The sequence below is a fragment of the Streptomyces chengmaiensis genome (assembly GCF_029846775.1).
Classification (GTDB): Bacteria; Actinomycetota; Actinomycetes; order Streptomycetales; family Streptomycetaceae; genus Streptomyces; species Streptomyces chengmaiensis.
This window is the reverse complement of sequence record NZ_JARWBG010000048.1, coordinates 15,034-29,666: the sequence shown is the minus strand read 5'-3', so window position 1 is coordinate 29,666 and position 14,633 is coordinate 15,034. Positions and strand designations below refer to the sequence as shown.

The 14,633-nt window shown below is 71.7% G+C and carries 15 protein-coding genes; 4 read left to right on the top strand and 11 right to left on the bottom strand.

Going from position 1 to position 14,633, the window contains the following annotated elements:
• Positions 1 to 4 precede the first annotated feature (4 nt).
• Entirely contained in the window at positions 5 to 379 is a 375-nt protein-coding gene (locus QCN29_RS29235) for an RNA polymerase-binding protein RbpA (RefSeq protein ID WP_003959706.1), read from the top strand.
• Between the two features lie 103 nt (positions 380 to 482).
• On the opposite strand, the gene fxsA is transcribed toward QCN29_RS29235, so the two are convergent.
• From fxsA to QCN29_RS29215, 4 genes are all read right to left on the bottom strand, one after another.
• On the bottom strand, positions 483 to 1,028 hold the full coding sequence (gene fxsA, locus QCN29_RS29230) for an FxsA family membrane protein (protein ID WP_279931936.1): 546 nt from the start codon (positions 1,026 to 1,028) through the stop codon (positions 483 to 485).
• Between the two features lie 36 nt (positions 1,029 to 1,064).
• A complete protein-coding gene (locus QCN29_RS29225; RefSeq protein WP_279931934.1) occupies positions 1,065 to 1,892 on the bottom strand; it encodes a polyprenol monophosphomannose synthase in 828 nt (275 codons plus the stop codon).
• Between the two features lie 425 nt (positions 1,893 to 2,317).
• The gene (locus QCN29_RS29220; RefSeq protein ID WP_279931933.1) at positions 2,318 to 3,976 is read right to left on the bottom strand and encodes an amidohydrolase; all 1,659 of its coding nucleotides are present in this window, start codon (positions 3,974 to 3,976) and stop codon (positions 2,318 to 2,320) included.
• A 95-nt stretch (positions 3,977 to 4,071) separates the two neighbouring features.
• Entirely contained in the window at positions 4,072 to 4,512 is a 441-nt protein-coding gene (locus QCN29_RS29215) for an Lrp/AsnC family transcriptional regulator (RefSeq protein ID WP_240138619.1), read from the bottom strand.
• A 257-nt stretch (positions 4,513 to 4,769) separates the two neighbouring features.
• On the opposite strand from QCN29_RS29215, the gene QCN29_RS29210 reads away from it, so the two are divergent.
• A complete protein-coding gene (locus QCN29_RS29210) occupies positions 4,770 to 5,210 on the top strand; it encodes a hypothetical protein (protein WP_279931932.1) in 441 nt (146 codons plus the stop codon).
• A 374-nt stretch (positions 5,211 to 5,584) separates the two neighbouring features.
• Here QCN29_RS29210 and QCN29_RS29205 read toward each other — a convergent pair whose 3' ends face one another.
• From QCN29_RS29205 to QCN29_RS29195, 3 genes are all read right to left on the bottom strand, one after another.
• A complete protein-coding gene (locus tag QCN29_RS29205) occupies positions 5,585 to 6,757 on the bottom strand; it encodes an acyl-CoA dehydrogenase family protein (protein WP_279931930.1) in 1,173 nt (390 codons plus the stop codon).
• Positions 6,758 to 6,916: 159 nt separating this feature from the next.
• Positions 6,917 to 7,594: a TetR/AcrR family transcriptional regulator gene (locus QCN29_RS29200; RefSeq protein ID WP_279931929.1), complete on the bottom strand. Its 678-nt coding sequence runs from the start codon at positions 7,592 to 7,594 to the stop codon at positions 6,917 to 6,919.
• Between the two features lie 178 nt (positions 7,595 to 7,772).
• Entirely contained in the window at positions 7,773 to 9,191 is a 1,419-nt protein-coding gene (locus QCN29_RS29195; protein WP_279931928.1) for a peptidase C39 family protein, read from the bottom strand.
• 127 nt (positions 9,192 to 9,318) lie between these two features.
• On the opposite strand from QCN29_RS29195, the gene QCN29_RS29190 reads away from it, so the two are divergent.
• Both QCN29_RS29190 and QCN29_RS29185 read left to right on the top strand, forming a co-directional pair.
• Positions 9,319 to 9,972 (top strand): uridine kinase family protein, encoded by a 654-nt coding sequence (locus tag QCN29_RS29190; protein WP_279931926.1) that lies wholly within the window; start codon positions 9,319 to 9,321, stop codon positions 9,970 to 9,972.
• A gap of 381 nt (positions 9,973 to 10,353) precedes the next feature.
• A complete protein-coding gene (locus QCN29_RS29185; RefSeq protein WP_279931957.1) occupies positions 10,354 to 12,252 on the top strand; it encodes an AAA family ATPase in 1,899 nt (632 codons plus the stop codon).
• A 128-nt stretch (positions 12,253 to 12,380) separates the two neighbouring features.
• Here the strand turns inward: QCN29_RS29185 and QCN29_RS29180 are convergent, their stop codons facing one another.
• The 4 genes from QCN29_RS29180 to ribH form a co-directional block, all read right to left on the bottom strand.
• The gene (locus QCN29_RS29180) at positions 12,381 to 12,839 is read right to left on the bottom strand and encodes a PH domain-containing protein (protein ID WP_279931924.1); all 459 of its coding nucleotides are present in this window, start codon (positions 12,837 to 12,839) and stop codon (positions 12,381 to 12,383) included.
• Between the two features lie 75 nt (positions 12,840 to 12,914).
• A complete protein-coding gene (hisG, locus tag QCN29_RS29175; RefSeq protein WP_279931922.1) occupies positions 12,915 to 13,763 on the bottom strand; it encodes an ATP phosphoribosyltransferase in 849 nt (282 codons plus the stop codon).
• Positions 13,764 to 13,819: 56 nt separating this feature from the next.
• Complete coding sequence (locus tag QCN29_RS29170; protein WP_004990764.1) at positions 13,820 to 14,092, bottom strand: phosphoribosyl-ATP diphosphatase; 273 nt, start codon at positions 14,090 to 14,092, stop codon at positions 13,820 to 13,822.
• Between the two features lie 33 nt (positions 14,093 to 14,125).
• Positions 14,126 to 14,611 (bottom strand): 6,7-dimethyl-8-ribityllumazine synthase, encoded by a 486-nt coding sequence (gene ribH / locus QCN29_RS29165; RefSeq protein ID WP_240138628.1) that lies wholly within the window; start codon positions 14,609 to 14,611, stop codon positions 14,126 to 14,128.
• Between the last annotated feature and the right edge of the window lie 22 nt (positions 14,612 to 14,633).

The window sequence follows — 14,633 nt, the reverse complement described above, 5'->3', positions numbered from 1 at the left end:
ATTCATGAGTGAGCGAGCTCTCCGCGGCACGCGGCTCGTGGTTACCAGCTACGAGACGGACCGCGGCATCGATCTGGCCCCGCGCCAGGCCGTGGAGTACGCATGCCAGAACGGACATCGTTTCGAGATGCCGTTCTCGGTTGAGGCGGAGATTCCGCCGGAGTGGGAGTGCAAGGCGTGCGGCGCCCAGGCACTCCTGGTGGACGGGGACGGCCCCGAGGAGAAGAAGGGCAAGCCGGCGCGGACGCACTGGGACATGCTCATGGAGAGGCGCACCCGTGAGGAACTGGAGGAGGTGCTGGCCGAGAGGCTGGCGGTCCTGCGGTCAGGGGCGATGAACATCGCGGTGCATCCGCGGGACAGCCGGAAGTCCGCGTGATCGTGTGATCGCGTAGCTTCGAGTCACCGCGAGCCGCGGGGGCGGACCACATCAGGTGGTCCGCCCCCGCGGCTTTGCCGTGCTCGGGCAGGTGTGCGGGGCGTCACTTCGTCAGGGGCGGGCGGGGAGGGTCCTCGTCCTCGCTCCGGGGCGGGTCGTCGCGGATGACCTCGCCCTGGACGACCTTGCCGTCCGGTCGGCGCATCCGGGCCTGCTCGTACGCGTCACCGAGCGGGCCCGGCACGGCCGCCCGCCGCACACGCCGGCTCAGGCTCTTCCGCAGCGGCGGGATCAGCAGCAGCAGCCCCGCCGCGTCGGAGATCAGCCCGGGCAGCATCAGCAGCAGCCCGGCAAGCATCAGAAAGCCGTTGCCCGGGTTGCCGCCGGGCTGCGGCGCCACCGCCGAAGACGGGGACTGCAGCGTCTCCGTCAGCGCCGTGAACGCCCTGCGGCCCGCCCGCTTCATGACCGCCGCGCCCAGCACCGCCCCGCCGACCAGCAGCAGGAGCACCGTGAGCCCGCCGGCTACCCGGCCGACGACCATCAGCAGCCAGATCTCCAGCACCAGCCAGGCGGCGATGGCGAGAGGAAGCAGGGAGCGGGGGCGGGAACGCTTCTGGGCCGTCGGTGTCGGTGCGCCGGTCGTCATGCTCCCAGTGTGCCTGGGAGCGGGGCGAAGCGACGATCAGCCCCTGCCGCGGCCGAGGAGACGATTCGCCCGACCCGCCACACCCCACGCGGTGACCCGCCACAGCGCCTCGACGACGATGTCCCGGCTCATCTTGGAGTCGCCGAGCTCGCGCTCGACGAAGGTGATCGGGACCTCCACCACGTGGTATCCCGCCGCGACGGCCCGCCGGGCGAGATCGACCTGGAAGCAGTAGCCCTGGGAGGCCACGTCACCGAGACCGAGACCCTTCAGGGTGTCGGCGTGGAAGGCCCGGAATCCGCCCGTGACGTCCCGGATCGGAACCCCGAGCAGCAGCCGCGAGTAGGTGCTGCCGCCGCGGGAGAGGAACTCCCGGTACTTGGGCCAGTTGACGACCCGTCCGCCCGGCACCCAGCGCGACCCGAGGACCAGGTCCGCCCCCTTGAGAGCGGTGAGCAGCCGGGGCAGTTCCTCGGGCTGGTGGGAGCCGTCCGCGTCCATCTCGACCAGCACGTCGTAGCCGTGCTCGATGCCCCACGCGAACCCGGCGAGGTACGCCGCGCCGAGCCCTTCCTTGCCCTTGCGGTGCAGCACATGGACATGCTCGTCCTCGGCGGAGAGCTCATCGGCGAACTTGCCGGTGCCGTCGGGGCTGTTGTCGTCGGCGACGAGGACGTCCGCGTCGGGCACTGCGGCGCGCACCCGGGCGACGATCGGCCCGATGTTCTCCGCCTCGTTGTAGGTCGGGATGATCACCAAGGCCCTGCCGAGCGGCGCATACCGCCTTACCTGGGCTTCTCCCCCGGGAACCCCACCACCGTTTGTCACTGCTGCCCCTTTGTTTCGTACGCAGAGACCAACCATAGCGAGCGCCTGCGCCCGGCCTGCGGACCAGGACCCGGCGTCCTTCGGGCCGACCTGGTACCCGCTGGCTGCGGATCGACCGAGAGCCGTTGTCTACTGAACGCCGGGCCCCACCCGAGTCACACCTGCCGACCGGCTGAAACCTTCCCTCGCCCCCGAGGCGCGGTCGCTGAACCTGGCTCCCAGCGGCAGTGCCCGGTGCGGTGCGCTGCCCCATGGCCCAGCGGCGTTCGACGACTGCGTGGGGGTCTGCCGGCCGGACGTCCCGTGGTGGACTCGGCCGAACCTACCCGCCGGTGGGCGCTGGCTGTCAACACTCCCCCGACCTGCGGTGTTGCACCTCGTCACCAGGTCAGCGACGAAGATCCGCAGGTCGCGGGGCGAGCGTGGGCCCCCAGTCGGCGACCGCGCGAAATGTCCGCACGTCACTCATTCGGCCGGTCGAAGACCGTTTGTCCGAAGACAACGGTGCGCAGGCAGACGGGGAGGTCGGCGCCAGGGCTGAGATCGGGCAGCCCCGGGGTGCCCGAGCGGGGATCGGTCGACCAGCGGGCCACGCGGTCGTCGGGGGCCTGAACCACGAGTTCCGCGGTGCGCCAGACCGCGTAGTCGGCAGGGGCTCCGGGGACCAGGACGCCGGCGTCGTCCCGGCCGACGGCCCGCCAGCCGCCGCGCGTATGGGCGGTGAACGCGGCACGCACGGAGATCCGGTGCTCCGGGGTGCGGTGGAACGCCGCGGCGCGGACGGCACCCCACGGATCCAGCGGCGTGACCGGACTGTCGGAGCCGAAGGCGAGCGGGACTCCGGCGCGCAGCAGCGCCGCGTACGGGTTGAGGGTGCGGGCCCGCTCCACGCCCAGACGCTGTGCGTACATGCCGGAGTCGCCGCCCCAGGCCGCGTCGAAGGCGGGCTGAACGGAGGCGGTGAGACCGAGCTCCGCGAAGGCGGCGACGGTCTCGGGGGTGAGTGCCTCCGCGTGCTCGACGCGGTGCCTGGCGGCGCGGACCCGGGCGAGGCCCAGTCGCTCGGACGCGGTCCGCACTCCCTCGACGACGGCGCTGAGCGCGGCGTCGCCGATGGCGTGGAAGCCGGCCTGCAGCCCGGCCTCGGTGCAGGCCGTCACATGCGCGGCCACGGCCGCCGCGTCGAGGTATGCGGCGCCGGTGTGCGGGGCGTCGGCGTACGGCTCGTGCAGCCAGGCCGTGTGGGAGCCGAGGGCGCCGTCGACGAAGAGGTCTCCCGCCGCGCCGATCGCACCGAGTTCGCGAATGCGCCGGGCGTCCTCCGCGGATGCGACCTCCTGGGCCCAGTAGCCGAGGACGCGCGGGCCGGGCTCCGCCGCCGCGAGGTTCAACAGGGCGGTGAAGTCGTCCTCGTCGCTGATGGCCGGGCCCGCGCACTCGTGGACGGCGCCGATGCCGAGGGAGGCCGCGCGGGCGAGGGCCGCCCGCTGGGCGGCGGCGCGCTGCGCCGGGGTGACCGCGGCGTGGGCGGCGGCCCGCACGGCGTGGTGGGCGGCGCGGGTGAGCGGACCCTCGGGGTGGTATCCGTCGAGGTCGGTGACGTCGGGGACGAGGTCCAGCAGTGCGCTTGTGACGACCGCCGAGTGGACGTCCACGCGGGGCAGGTAGGCGGGCCTTCCGCCGGCGGCCTGGTCGAGTTCGAGGCGGGAGGGAGGCCGCTGCTCGGGCCAGCGCGAAGCGTCCCAGCCGTGGCCGAGGAGGACCCGGTGCTCCGGGTGGGCGGCGCTGTGGGCCCGCAGCAGGGCCAGCGCCTCGCTCAGGCTGCCGGCGGCGGACAGATCGAGCCCGGTCAGCGCAAGACCGGCGCTCGTGGTGTGCACATGCGCGTCGGTGAACGCCGGAGTGACCAGGGCCCCTTCGAGGTCGACCACCTCGTCGGCTCCGGAGGCGAAGGCGTCGGCGGCGCCTTCGGAGCCCACCCAGGCGATATGCCCCTTCTCGACGACCATCGCGGTGGCGAAGGGATCGGCGGGGCTGTGGACTTCTCCGCGGCGCAGCAGCACGGTGCGGTGTGCGCGCTCGTCGCCTTCGGGGGCGGAGGCGGGACTTTCGGTGGTCATGGCACCAGCCTAGAGACGGGCCGGCTCAGCCCTCCCACGGGGCGGGCCTCGCCGGGAGCACGGCAGCGCAGCCTGCCGGGCCCGGCGGCCCGGCGCTAAATCCGGGGCGGTCGCGCCTCGTACGGCGTGGACAGCACGACCGTGGTGCGGGTGGAGACTCCGGAGAGCGAGCGGATGCGGGTCAGGAGGTTCTCCAGCTCGTGCGGGGTCGACACCCTCACCTTGAGGATGTAGTTCTCGTCCCCGGCCACGCTGTGGCAGGCCTCGATCTCCGGGACGTCGGCAAGCCGGTCAGCGATGTCGTCCGGGGCGCTGGGGTCGAAGGGTTTGACCGAGATGAACGCGGTCAGCGGCAGTCCCACGGCCTCGGGGTCGACGACGGCGGCATAGCCGCGGATGACTCCGCGCTGCTCGAGGCGGCGTACGCGCTGGTGCACGGCCGAGGTGGACAGGCCGGTGGCCTTGCCCAGGTCCGTGTAGCTCATACGCCCGTCTTTCACGAGCAACTCAACGATCTGGCGATCCAGCTCCTCCATGCGGATCAACCTATTGCCCCGGGCGCGTTCCGGCACAGTCGGAACGCGTCGAGGGCGCCCGTGGAACGCCTCACGGGGCGGCAGCCCCGGCCCGCACGGCTGCTGCTGCGGCACCTGCGCCGGGCATGTGACGAATGCCACAGCGCACCCGTCGAGTGGATCGTGACCCGGCGGTTACCCGCCTGGCTCGAGGGGAATTGCTTGCTGTGGCCGAGGCCGCATGTGCCCGATCGGCCCACGTGAGGGGGAGATTCTCCATGCAAAGCACCAAGAACACCGGACGCACCGAACCGGAGCCTGTTGATCCGGCCGGTCCTCTCGATCGCGTCGATCCGCATGAACAGCTCGACCAGGACGAGCCGGACGCCTACGACACCTACGAGATGTACCGGGTGATCTGCCCGGACTGCGCCCAGCCGATTGCACTGCTGGCGGACGAGGACGTCCTTCCGGAGCATGCGCTGTGCCCCACTCCGTGGAACCCGTTCGGGTTGACGGTGTGCGCCGGCACCGGCCGCGCGGCGGCCTCGGCCCGCCCCGCCGACGACACGCGCCGGGCCCAGGAGCAGGACACGGCCCTGCTGCTGACGCTGCCTCAGGGGCTCGACTGGCGGACACAGCCCTTCTCCCATGTGGGCGGGCCCGCATCCCGCCCGCTCAAGGCCCCGGTGACGCCGCGGCAGCGCCGCGCGGCCTAGCCCGGCCCTGGGCCCTCTTCGCCGCGGCGCGGACGCACGGGCGGTCCGACGGCACTGGGTAAGGTGCGAACTGGCACTCGGTTCGCACCTCCGGTAACCCGCCCGGGATACCGGGCGTTGGCCGGACATGACCCTGCTCTACTCCACGACCGGTTACACCAGTGCCACACCGGCGGGAGCCGCACCCGCCCCGTCGCATCACGCACCCGCCGAAGAATCGCTTCGTCACTCGGCCGCCGCCCATCCGCGGCCGCCTGATCCGCCCATCTATGCCGAGCTGCTGCGGCTGTGGGCGAGCCAGGGCAGAACCCTGCCGGGGCGTCGCGACCCCGAATGGAGCAGGCTTGCGACGCCCCCGCAGTGGAGAGGACGGATCAGCGGCTCTCCGGCCCCGCCAGATGGCGGGCGATGACCATGCGCTGGATCTGGTTGGTGCCCTCGACGATCTGCAGCACCTTGGCCTCGCGCATCAGACGCTCGACCGGGAAGTCCTGCGTGTAGCCGTAGCCGCCGAGCACCTGGACCGCATCGGTGGTGACGCTCATGGCGGCGTCCGTGCAGAACAGCTTGGCCATCGCGGCCTGCTGGGAGAAGGGCAGTCCGGCGTCGCGCCGCCGGGCGGCGGCCAGGTACAGGGCGCGGCCCGCCTCAATGCGGGTGGCCATGTCGGCGAGCATGAAGCGCAGCCCCTGGAAGTCCGCGATCGGCCGGCCGAACTGCTGCCGGCCGGTGGCGTAGGAGACGGCTTCGTCAAGCGCGGCCTGGGCCACGCCGACGGCGCAGGCTGCGATGCCCAGGCGGCCCGAGTCGAGGGCGGAGAGCGCGATGGAGAAGCCCTGCCCCTCCTCGCCGATCCGCCGGGTGTCGGGGATGCGGACCCCGTCGAAGTTGACCACAGCGGTGGGCGAGCCCTTCATGCCCATCTTCCTCTCCGGGGCCCCTGCGCTCAGGCCCGGAGCATCGCCCGGCACGAGGAAAGCAGTGATGCCGCGGGCGCCCTCCTGGCCGGTGCGGGCCATCACCGTGTAGAAGTCCGCCACACCGCCGTGGGTGATCCATGCCTTGGTGCCGTTGACGACCCAGTCGTCGCCGTCGCGCACGGCCTTGGTGCGCAGTGAGGCGGCGTCGGAACCGGACGCGGGCTCGGAGAGGCAGTACGCGCCGAGCAGCCCGCCGCCGAGCATGGCGGGCAGATGCTCGCTCTGCTGCTCCTTGGCGCCGTATCCGGCCAGGGCGTGGCAGGACAGGGAGTGGACGCTGACGCCGAGGCCCACGGTGAGGCGGGCGGCGGCCAGCTCTTCGAGCACCTGGAGATAGACCTCGTACGGCTGGTCGCCGCCTCCGTATTCGGAGTCGTACGGAAGACCGAGCAGCCCGGACTCGGACAGCAGGGAGAAGATCTCGCGCGGGAAGCGGCCCGCGTCCTCCTCCTCGGCGGCCCGGGGAGCGATCTCCCGCTGGACGATGTCGCGCACCAGGGCGATCAGATCCCTGGACTCCTCGGTGGGCAGCTGACGTTCCACCGGCTGCGGGACGCGGTCGGACATTGCGGCGCTCTCCTCCCTGTCGGGCGCGGCGGCGACGCGCACTGAGGGTGAGGGCGCGCCGCCGGGTCTCTCTGCCAGGCCGATGCTGCCCTTCCGGGTCGCGGAAGGGTCTCGGCGGCGGCTGTGGCGCGTTGAGTATGCCCGATCAGCGGACTTCCGTCACGGGCTGTGGACGGCGGTGGGCGCCACACCGGGATGCGGCCCCGGGTACGGCTCGGGCGGCGGCGCGGGGCACTCGGGGGCGAACTCCTCGATCGTGTGCAAAGTGGCCCGCAGCTGCCGGATGAGCAGGGCGCAGACGGAGGCGCGCGGCAGTTCGGGGTGGTCCAGCCACTCCAGGGTGACCCCCTCCACGCCGCTCAGCCAGCCGAGGAGGGCGAGCCGGGCGAGCAGCGGGATCTCGCGCCGTCCGTAGGCGCCGTGCGCGAGGGCGGCGATCAGTTCCTCGCGCACCGCGTCGCGTATCGAGTGCACCTGGGGGTCGAAGCCGACGCCGCCGGTGACGATGGTGCGGTAGGCGGCCTGGTGGGACTGTGCGTAGCGGAGGTATCCGTCGACCGTGCGGTGCACCCGCTCGGCGCGGGGCAGCCCCGTGTCGCCGGCGGCGCGTGCGACGAGTTCCGCCACGGCGTCCTCGATGATCGCCAGGTAGTAGCCCCGCTTGCTCTTGAAGTAGTAGTAGATCAGCCCTTTGGCGACTCCCGCGTGCCGGGCGATGTCGTCCATCGACAGCGCGTCGTAGGAGGTGTCGGCGAACAACTTCCTCCCGATGGCGATGAGTTCAAGGCGACGCGCCTTGGATCGCCCGGTCACGCCCGGCTGCTGGCTGCTGTTCACATCCGGCCCTCGGTCCAACGGCTGCCACGGATGGCCGGAAGTATGGCAGCCCCGGCCGTGGACGGGCACGGCCGGGCGGCGCTGGCTGCTGGCTGCTGGCTGCTGGCTGCTGGCCGCTCGCCGCTCGCCGAGGCTCCGGCCGGGTGCTGCGGGCCGCCGGCCGCTGGCCGGAGGTCGCTCAGCGGATGCCGACGGTCGCCAGGGCATGGCGCTGGGCGGGGCTGGGGAAGGCCGGCCAGAAGACGTAGCAGACACCGCCCGTACCGCTTCTGACCTTGCCGTTTGCGTCGTAGCGCTTGGTGCGCAGCCAGATCTGTTCCCACTCGGCGCGCCGGTAGACCCGCCGCACGGCCTCGTTGCCCGGCGATGCCGGGTCATTGGCGATCACATCGCCCGTCTCGGTGAAGCCGATGACCGTCATCAGGTGCCCGGCCGTGCCGTAGCCCGCACCGGTCAGCTCCTCCTCCAGGAAGGACTGGGAAGTGATCACCGGGATGCCGGCGCGGATCAGGGTCTCGACGTCGGACAGCGTGTGCAGCCGGGTGACGACGGCGCTCATGTCCCGGTAGGAGGCGGCGTAGGCGGCGTTGAAGGGCCAGTTGCCGCAGCCTTCGTACTGGTAGTCGTAGGTGAGCCGGGCGGCGTGGCAGACCTGGGGGTCGTCGAATTCCGGGTTCACCCAGGCGAGATCCTCGGCTGTGGGTCTGCGGCCCCAGTATTCGATGATCATCTGGGAGGAGGTGGGGCTGCACCAGGCCTCGCCGCCGTTGTCGTACTCCGGGTACCGGCCGATGTGCGTGTTCTGCGAGTACCGGGGAACCTGCAGCTCCCGGGAGACGCACGGCAGGGACTCCGGGACGCCGAAGCGGTCCGGGATGTCTGATGCCATCGCGCCCAGCCGCCGAACGGTGGGAGTCAGCCGGGTGCCCGGGGTGCGGAAGAGCCTGATCCGGAGCTGGTACGACTCCAGGCGCAGCCCGCTCGCCGGGTCGTCGACGGCGAGGGTGTCCGTCCAGACGGTCGCCCTGCCGTCGCTCTGGCCGTCCGCCGAGGTGCGGCGGATGTCTCCGTCGCCGGCGGCCCAACGGCCCATGGTGAACCAGGGCGTCAGGGCGCCGTCGGAGTAGCGGCCGCGCAGTTCGGTCTCGATCCAGGTGCCGGCCGGGGTGTCGGCGTTCCACGAGGCGATCGCCTCGGTCGCGGGGACGCTGGAGCGGTGGACCGGGGAGGTCCAGGTGGCGTACTCCCACGCGGAGGTCCGCCCGGTGTGCGGGTCGGTGTACTCCGTGCGGCCCGCGGGAGCGGCGATGACGAGCCCGGGTCGGCGGCCGCCGACCGGACGGGTGCCGGCCCGCTCACCGCAGCGCCAGTCGGTGTACGAGGTCCAGAAGCGGTTGTCGACCAGCGGCGCGGCGTACGGCGACCGTCGCCCGCGCGCGACGGTCCCGCGGGCGACGGTCCCGCGGGCGGCGGTCCCGCGGGCGGCGGCCCCGGTAGCCGCGGTCGCGGTCTCCGCCGAGGTCAGCGGCAGGGCTCCGGCTCCTGCCGCGGCGGCAGCGGCTCCGAGCAGGGTGCGGCGGGTCGCATGTCGGGTCATGGCTCCCCCAGGAAGCGGGTGCAGAGGTCAGGTGCACGTCAGTGACACAACTATCCGGGCTGTGGACGCACTTCTGCCAGAAGCGGCGCGACGCGTCGCGTTTTCGTCCCCCGCTTAGGCTGGCGGCATGGACGAGACCCCCGGGCACGCGGCGGAGCTGCACCGCCTTGCCCCCTCCTGCGGCCCAGTGCGGCTGATCGCCGTGGACGGGCACGCCGGATCGGGCAAGAGCACCTTCGCCGCGCATCTGGCCACGGCCCTCGGCGCGGTCGGCGAGGACTCCGCGGGCCCGGCGCCGGTGCTGCACCTGGACGACCTCGCCACCCACGAGGAGTTGTTCTCCTGGACCGAGCGGCTGCGGGACCAGGTGATCGGCCCGCTCTCCCGCGGGGAGTGCGCGCACTACGCCCCGTACGACTGGATCCGGCGGAGCTTCGGCGCACCGCGGCCGCTGCCCGCCGCGCCCGTCGTGATCGTCGAAGGTGTGGGCGCGGGCAGACGCGCGCTGCGCCCGCACCTCGCACGGCTGCTGTGGATGGAGCACGGGCCGGAGAGGTCCTGGGAGCGCGGTCGGCAGCGCGACGGAATCGGACTTTCCGCCTTCTGGGACGAGTGGACCGTGGCGGAGACCCGCCATTTCGCAGCGGATCCCTCGCGTCCGTTCGCCGATGCACTGGTGTATGAGCGCCGCGAGGGATACGAGTGGCTTCCGGGACCTGCGACGTCAGCACGATCGAACCATGCCGTCACATTGGGTGATGAATCCCGTCGCGTGCGCTGAGCGGCCGGAAACGACGGCTCAAGTGTGCCTCAACCCTGCTTGACCGAGAGGGCGCGGAGGTCTTACGTTCTCAATGTGCGGCTTTCCGAAGCCGCCGCATACACGAAGCCCCCGGTTGTTCCCCCGTGATCGGGGGCTTCGTTCTGCCCTCACACCGGCCTCCCTCCACTGCCCCGCACTCCGCTCGCCCGATCCATTCACCCAGGGTGACCTTCACCGGATCGGTCGCGGCGGTCTTCGTAGCGCGCCCTTTGCGCAGGTACGATGCACCTCGGCGGGGTGAAGTCCCGTCCACGGCAGGGTGGTTCAGCACTCGGCCGGCGGGCCCGCCCGGCGGGACGAGATCCGGTGCACAGTTTGTGGGGGGATATGGGCAGCCCTATGGACAGCGGCACTCAAGGCGTGCACGCCCCCGCCGACCTCGCCTGGGTGCGTGGCGTCGACGCATACACCATGGGCGCCTATCCGCAGGCCGAGGAGGAGTTCCGGACCGCTGTGCGGCTGGATCCCCAGATGGCGGACGGCTGGCTCGGACTGCACGCCCTGCGCGTCGACACCTCCACCGCGCTGCTGCGCATGTACGCCGCACGTGACCGCTTCGGCGAGCAGCGCGCCCGCCACCGCCGCACCCTGAACTCCTGGTACTGGCTGGGGTGGTGGGTGCAGCCGGTGTTGGAGAGCCCCCGCGATCTTCTGCTCGCCCATGCCTCACACTGGCTCGACGGCCGCCATGTCCCGGAGCTGGACCGTGCGCTCGCCGCGCTCCCTCCGGTCGACGCCGACCCCCAGGTGCGCTTTCTGCACGCCTGCCGGGCCTATCTGGTCAAGGACTGGGAGCAGCTCGTACACCATACGGAGCCGCTGGTCGACGATCCCGTGCTGGGGATCGAGGCCGGGCTGTTCGGCGGCATGGCACGGGTCAGGCTGGAGATGTACGGGCAGGCGGAACCGCTGCTCTCGGCCGCGCTGATGCGCTGCCGCAGCGAGCAGCCGCAGCGCAAGGAGCTGCGGTACTGGCTGGCGCGGGCGCACGAGGGCACGGGCCGCAGCGCGGCGGCGCTGCCGCTGTACCGGGCCGTGCACAAGATCGACCCGGCGTTCATGGACACCTCCGCCAGGCTCGCCGCGATCGCGGAGTACGACGCCGGCATCGACGGGGTCGAGGGGGCCGACGCCTTCGACGGCTTCGCCGGGCCCGCCGGGCTGGCGAGCGTGTCGCTGGCGGGGATCGGCCCGGAGGCGCCGGATACGCAGTCGGAGGGCGAGTCGTTCCCGGCCGAGGCCAGGCCGGGGCCCGACGTCCAGCCGCCGCTGCCGGGGGCGCCCGTGCCCACCCCCTCCGGGGGTTTACACCGCAGGGCGAGCGTGCCGCAGCAGCCGGCTCCCCCGCCCTTCCCGGCCGGGCCCACCGACCCGTCGGCGCTGGAGCAGGCGCTGGCGGAGCTGGAGCGGATGGTCGGTCTGGAGCCGGTGAAGCGCCAGGTCAAGGCGTTGTCGGCGCAGTTGAGGATGGCGCGGCTGAGAGCGGGGCAGGGACTTCCCGTCCAGCCGCCGAAACGTCACTTTGTCTTCTCCGGTCCCTCGGGCACCGGCAAGACCACGGTAGCGCGGATTCTCGGCCGGGTGTTCTACGCCCTCGGGCTGCTGCACGGCGACCATCTGGTGGAAGCCCAGCGGGCCGATCTGGTGGGCGAGTTCCTCGGCCAGACGGCGGTGAAGGCGAACGAACTGATCGACTCGGCGCTGGGCGGGGTGCTGTTCGTGGACGAGGCGTACAGCCTGTCCAACTCCGGCTACGGCAAGGGCGACGCCTACGGCGACGAGGCGCTCCAGGTCCTTCTCAAGCGGGCCGAGGACAACCGCGACCATCTGGTGGTCATCCTGGCCGGCTATCCGGAGGGCATGGACCGGCTGCTGGCCGCCAATCCGGGGCTGTCGTCCCGTTTCACGACCCGCGTGGACTTCCCTTCGTACCGCCCGCTCGAACTGACCGCGATCGGCCGGGTGCTGGCGGCCGACAGCGGCGATGTGTGGGACGAGGAGGCGGTCGACGAGCTGCGTTCCATCAGCGGCCATGTGGTCGACCAGGGCTGGATCGACGAACTGGGCAACGGCCGCTTTCTGCGCACCCTGTACGAGAAGAGCTGCGCCTACCGGGATCTGCGGCTGTCCGGGTACGCGGGCACGCCCACACGGGAGGACCTGGCGACGCTGCGGCTGCCGGATCTGATGCAGGCGTATGGCGAGGTCCTGTCGGGCCGGGGCCCGCGGGATCCGTAACCGCGGGGGCTCCGCCCCCGGACCCCGTTTACTAGGGCTCCGCCCCGGACCTCCGCGCCTCAAACGCCGGCGGGGCTGGATGTGCGCGTCAAGCGCCGGCGGGGCTCGTTTCTGTCCGCGAGGACGAATCAGCTCTGCTTGCTCGTGCCCCGTTCCTCCGCCAGGGCCCGCAGCGCGCGGGCGTCGCGGATGGCGTGCTCCTTGGCGATGCCGGGCTGGATGCCGAGGGCGGGCAGGCTGGTGCCGTCGCTGAGGTCGAGGAAGACCCAGGGGTCGCCGGGCCGCAGATTGACCCGGAGGATCTCCGCCCAGTCGAGACGGCGTGTGCGGGTGAGGTTGACGACGGTGACGCCCGTCTCGTCGGCGACGACCTTGGGCCGGCTGAGCAGCGCCAGCACGCCGAAGAAGAGCAGCGCGGTGACGACGAAGCTGACCCGTTCCCCCGGGTTGAGGCGCTCCAGTGTCACGGCCACGGCGGTGATCACCGCGAACATCACCGTGCCCACGGAGAGCAGGACGACGCGGGTGCGGGTCGGCCGGAAGGTGACCGGGAGCGCGGGTGTGCGAGGGTCAGAGGCGGCGGTCATGGCGTCGGGAGCATCCTGGAGTGAGCGGCCCGGCAGCCGCCGTGGGACGGCCGCCGGGACCGGGGGCGGTCGGGTTCAGAGGCGGCAGGCGTGGATGGCCGTGGTGAGGATGGCCCGGGCGCCCAGCGCATACAGATCGTCCATGATCCGCTGTGCTTCCTTCGCCTCGACCATGGAGCGCACCGCGACCCAGCCCTCGTGGTGGAGCGGGGAGATGGTCGGGGACTCCAGGCCGGGGGTGAGGGCGACGGCCTTCTCCAGGTGCTCGACCCGGCAGTCGTAGTCCATCATCACGTAGCTGCGGGCCACCAGGACGCCTTGGAGCCTACGGAGGAACTGCTGCACCTGGTGGTTCTCGGCATCGGCGCCGGTGCGCCGGATGACCACCGCCTCGGAGGTGAGGATCGGCTCGCCGACGATCTCCAGGCCCGCGTTGCGCAGGCTGGTGCCGGTCTCCACGACGTCCGCGATGACCTGGGCGACGCCCAGCTCGATGGCGGTCTCGACCGCTCCGTCGAGGTGCACGACAGAGGCCTCGATGCCCTGGTCGGCGAGGTGTTTGGCGACGACGCCCTCGTAGGAGGTGGCGATCGTCATCCCCCGGAAGTCCGCCGGGCCGTCGGCCGTGCCGGGCTTGGCGGCATAGCGGAACGTCGAGCGGGCGAAGCCGAGCTGAAGGATCTCCTCCGCGTTGGCGCCGGAGTCCAGCAGCAGATCCCGGCCGGTGATGCCGATGTCGAGCTTGCCGGAGCTGACGTAGATCGCGATGTCGCGGGGACGGAGGTAGAAGAACTCGACCTCGTTCTCCGGGTCGACCAGGACGAGTTCCTTGGACTCCTTGCGCTGCTGATAGCCCGCCTCATGGAGCATCGCCGACGCAGGTCCGGACAGTGAACCCTTGTTGGGGACGGCGATGCGCAACATGAGACGGGCTTCCTTTGCTCTTCGGTGAGGTGATGCGGGATGTGAGGGCGGGCGTTTCAGAGGTGGGCGTAGACGTCGTCGAGGGAGATCCCGCGGGCGACCATCATCACCTGAACGTGGTAGAGGAGCTGGGAGATCTCCTCGGCCGCGGCCTCCTTGCCCTCGTACTCGGCGGCCATCCACACTTCGGCGGCCTCCTCTACGACCTTCTTGCCGATGGCATGGACGCCCTTGTCGACCAGCTCGGCGGTGCGGGAGGTGGCGGGGTCGCCGTGGGCGGCCTTGTGCTGGAGCTCGGTGAAGAGCTCCTCGAACGTCTTCTTGGACATGGTGCTCCCACCCTACGCGGAACCGTCCGCTCCTCAGCGCCAGGGTTCAGATACTGAGCGCAGGGTTGCCGCGGTGGCGACGGCGGCGGTCACCGCCTCGTGGCCCTTGTCCTCGCTGGAGCCCTCGATGCCCGCACGGTCCAGCGCCTGCTCCTCGGTGTCGCAGGTCAGTACGCCGAAGCCGACGGGGACGCCGGTGTCCACGCTGACCTGGGTGAGCCCCTGGGCAACGCCCTGGCACACATAGTCGAAGTGCGGGGTGCCGCCGCGGATGACAACGCCGAGCGCCACGATCGCGTCATAGCCGCGGCCGGCCAGCACCTTGGCGACGACGGGCAGCTCGAAGCTGCCCGGAACGCGCAGCAGCGTGGGCTCGTCGATGCCCAGCTCGTGCAGGGCGCGCAGGGCGCCGTCGACCAGTCCGTCCATCACTTTCTCGTGCCACTGCGCCGCGATCACCGCGACCCGCAGGTCGCCGCAGTTGCGTACGGACAGTTCGGGTGCGCCCTTGCCGCTCACGTTGCTCTTGCTCCTTGTGATC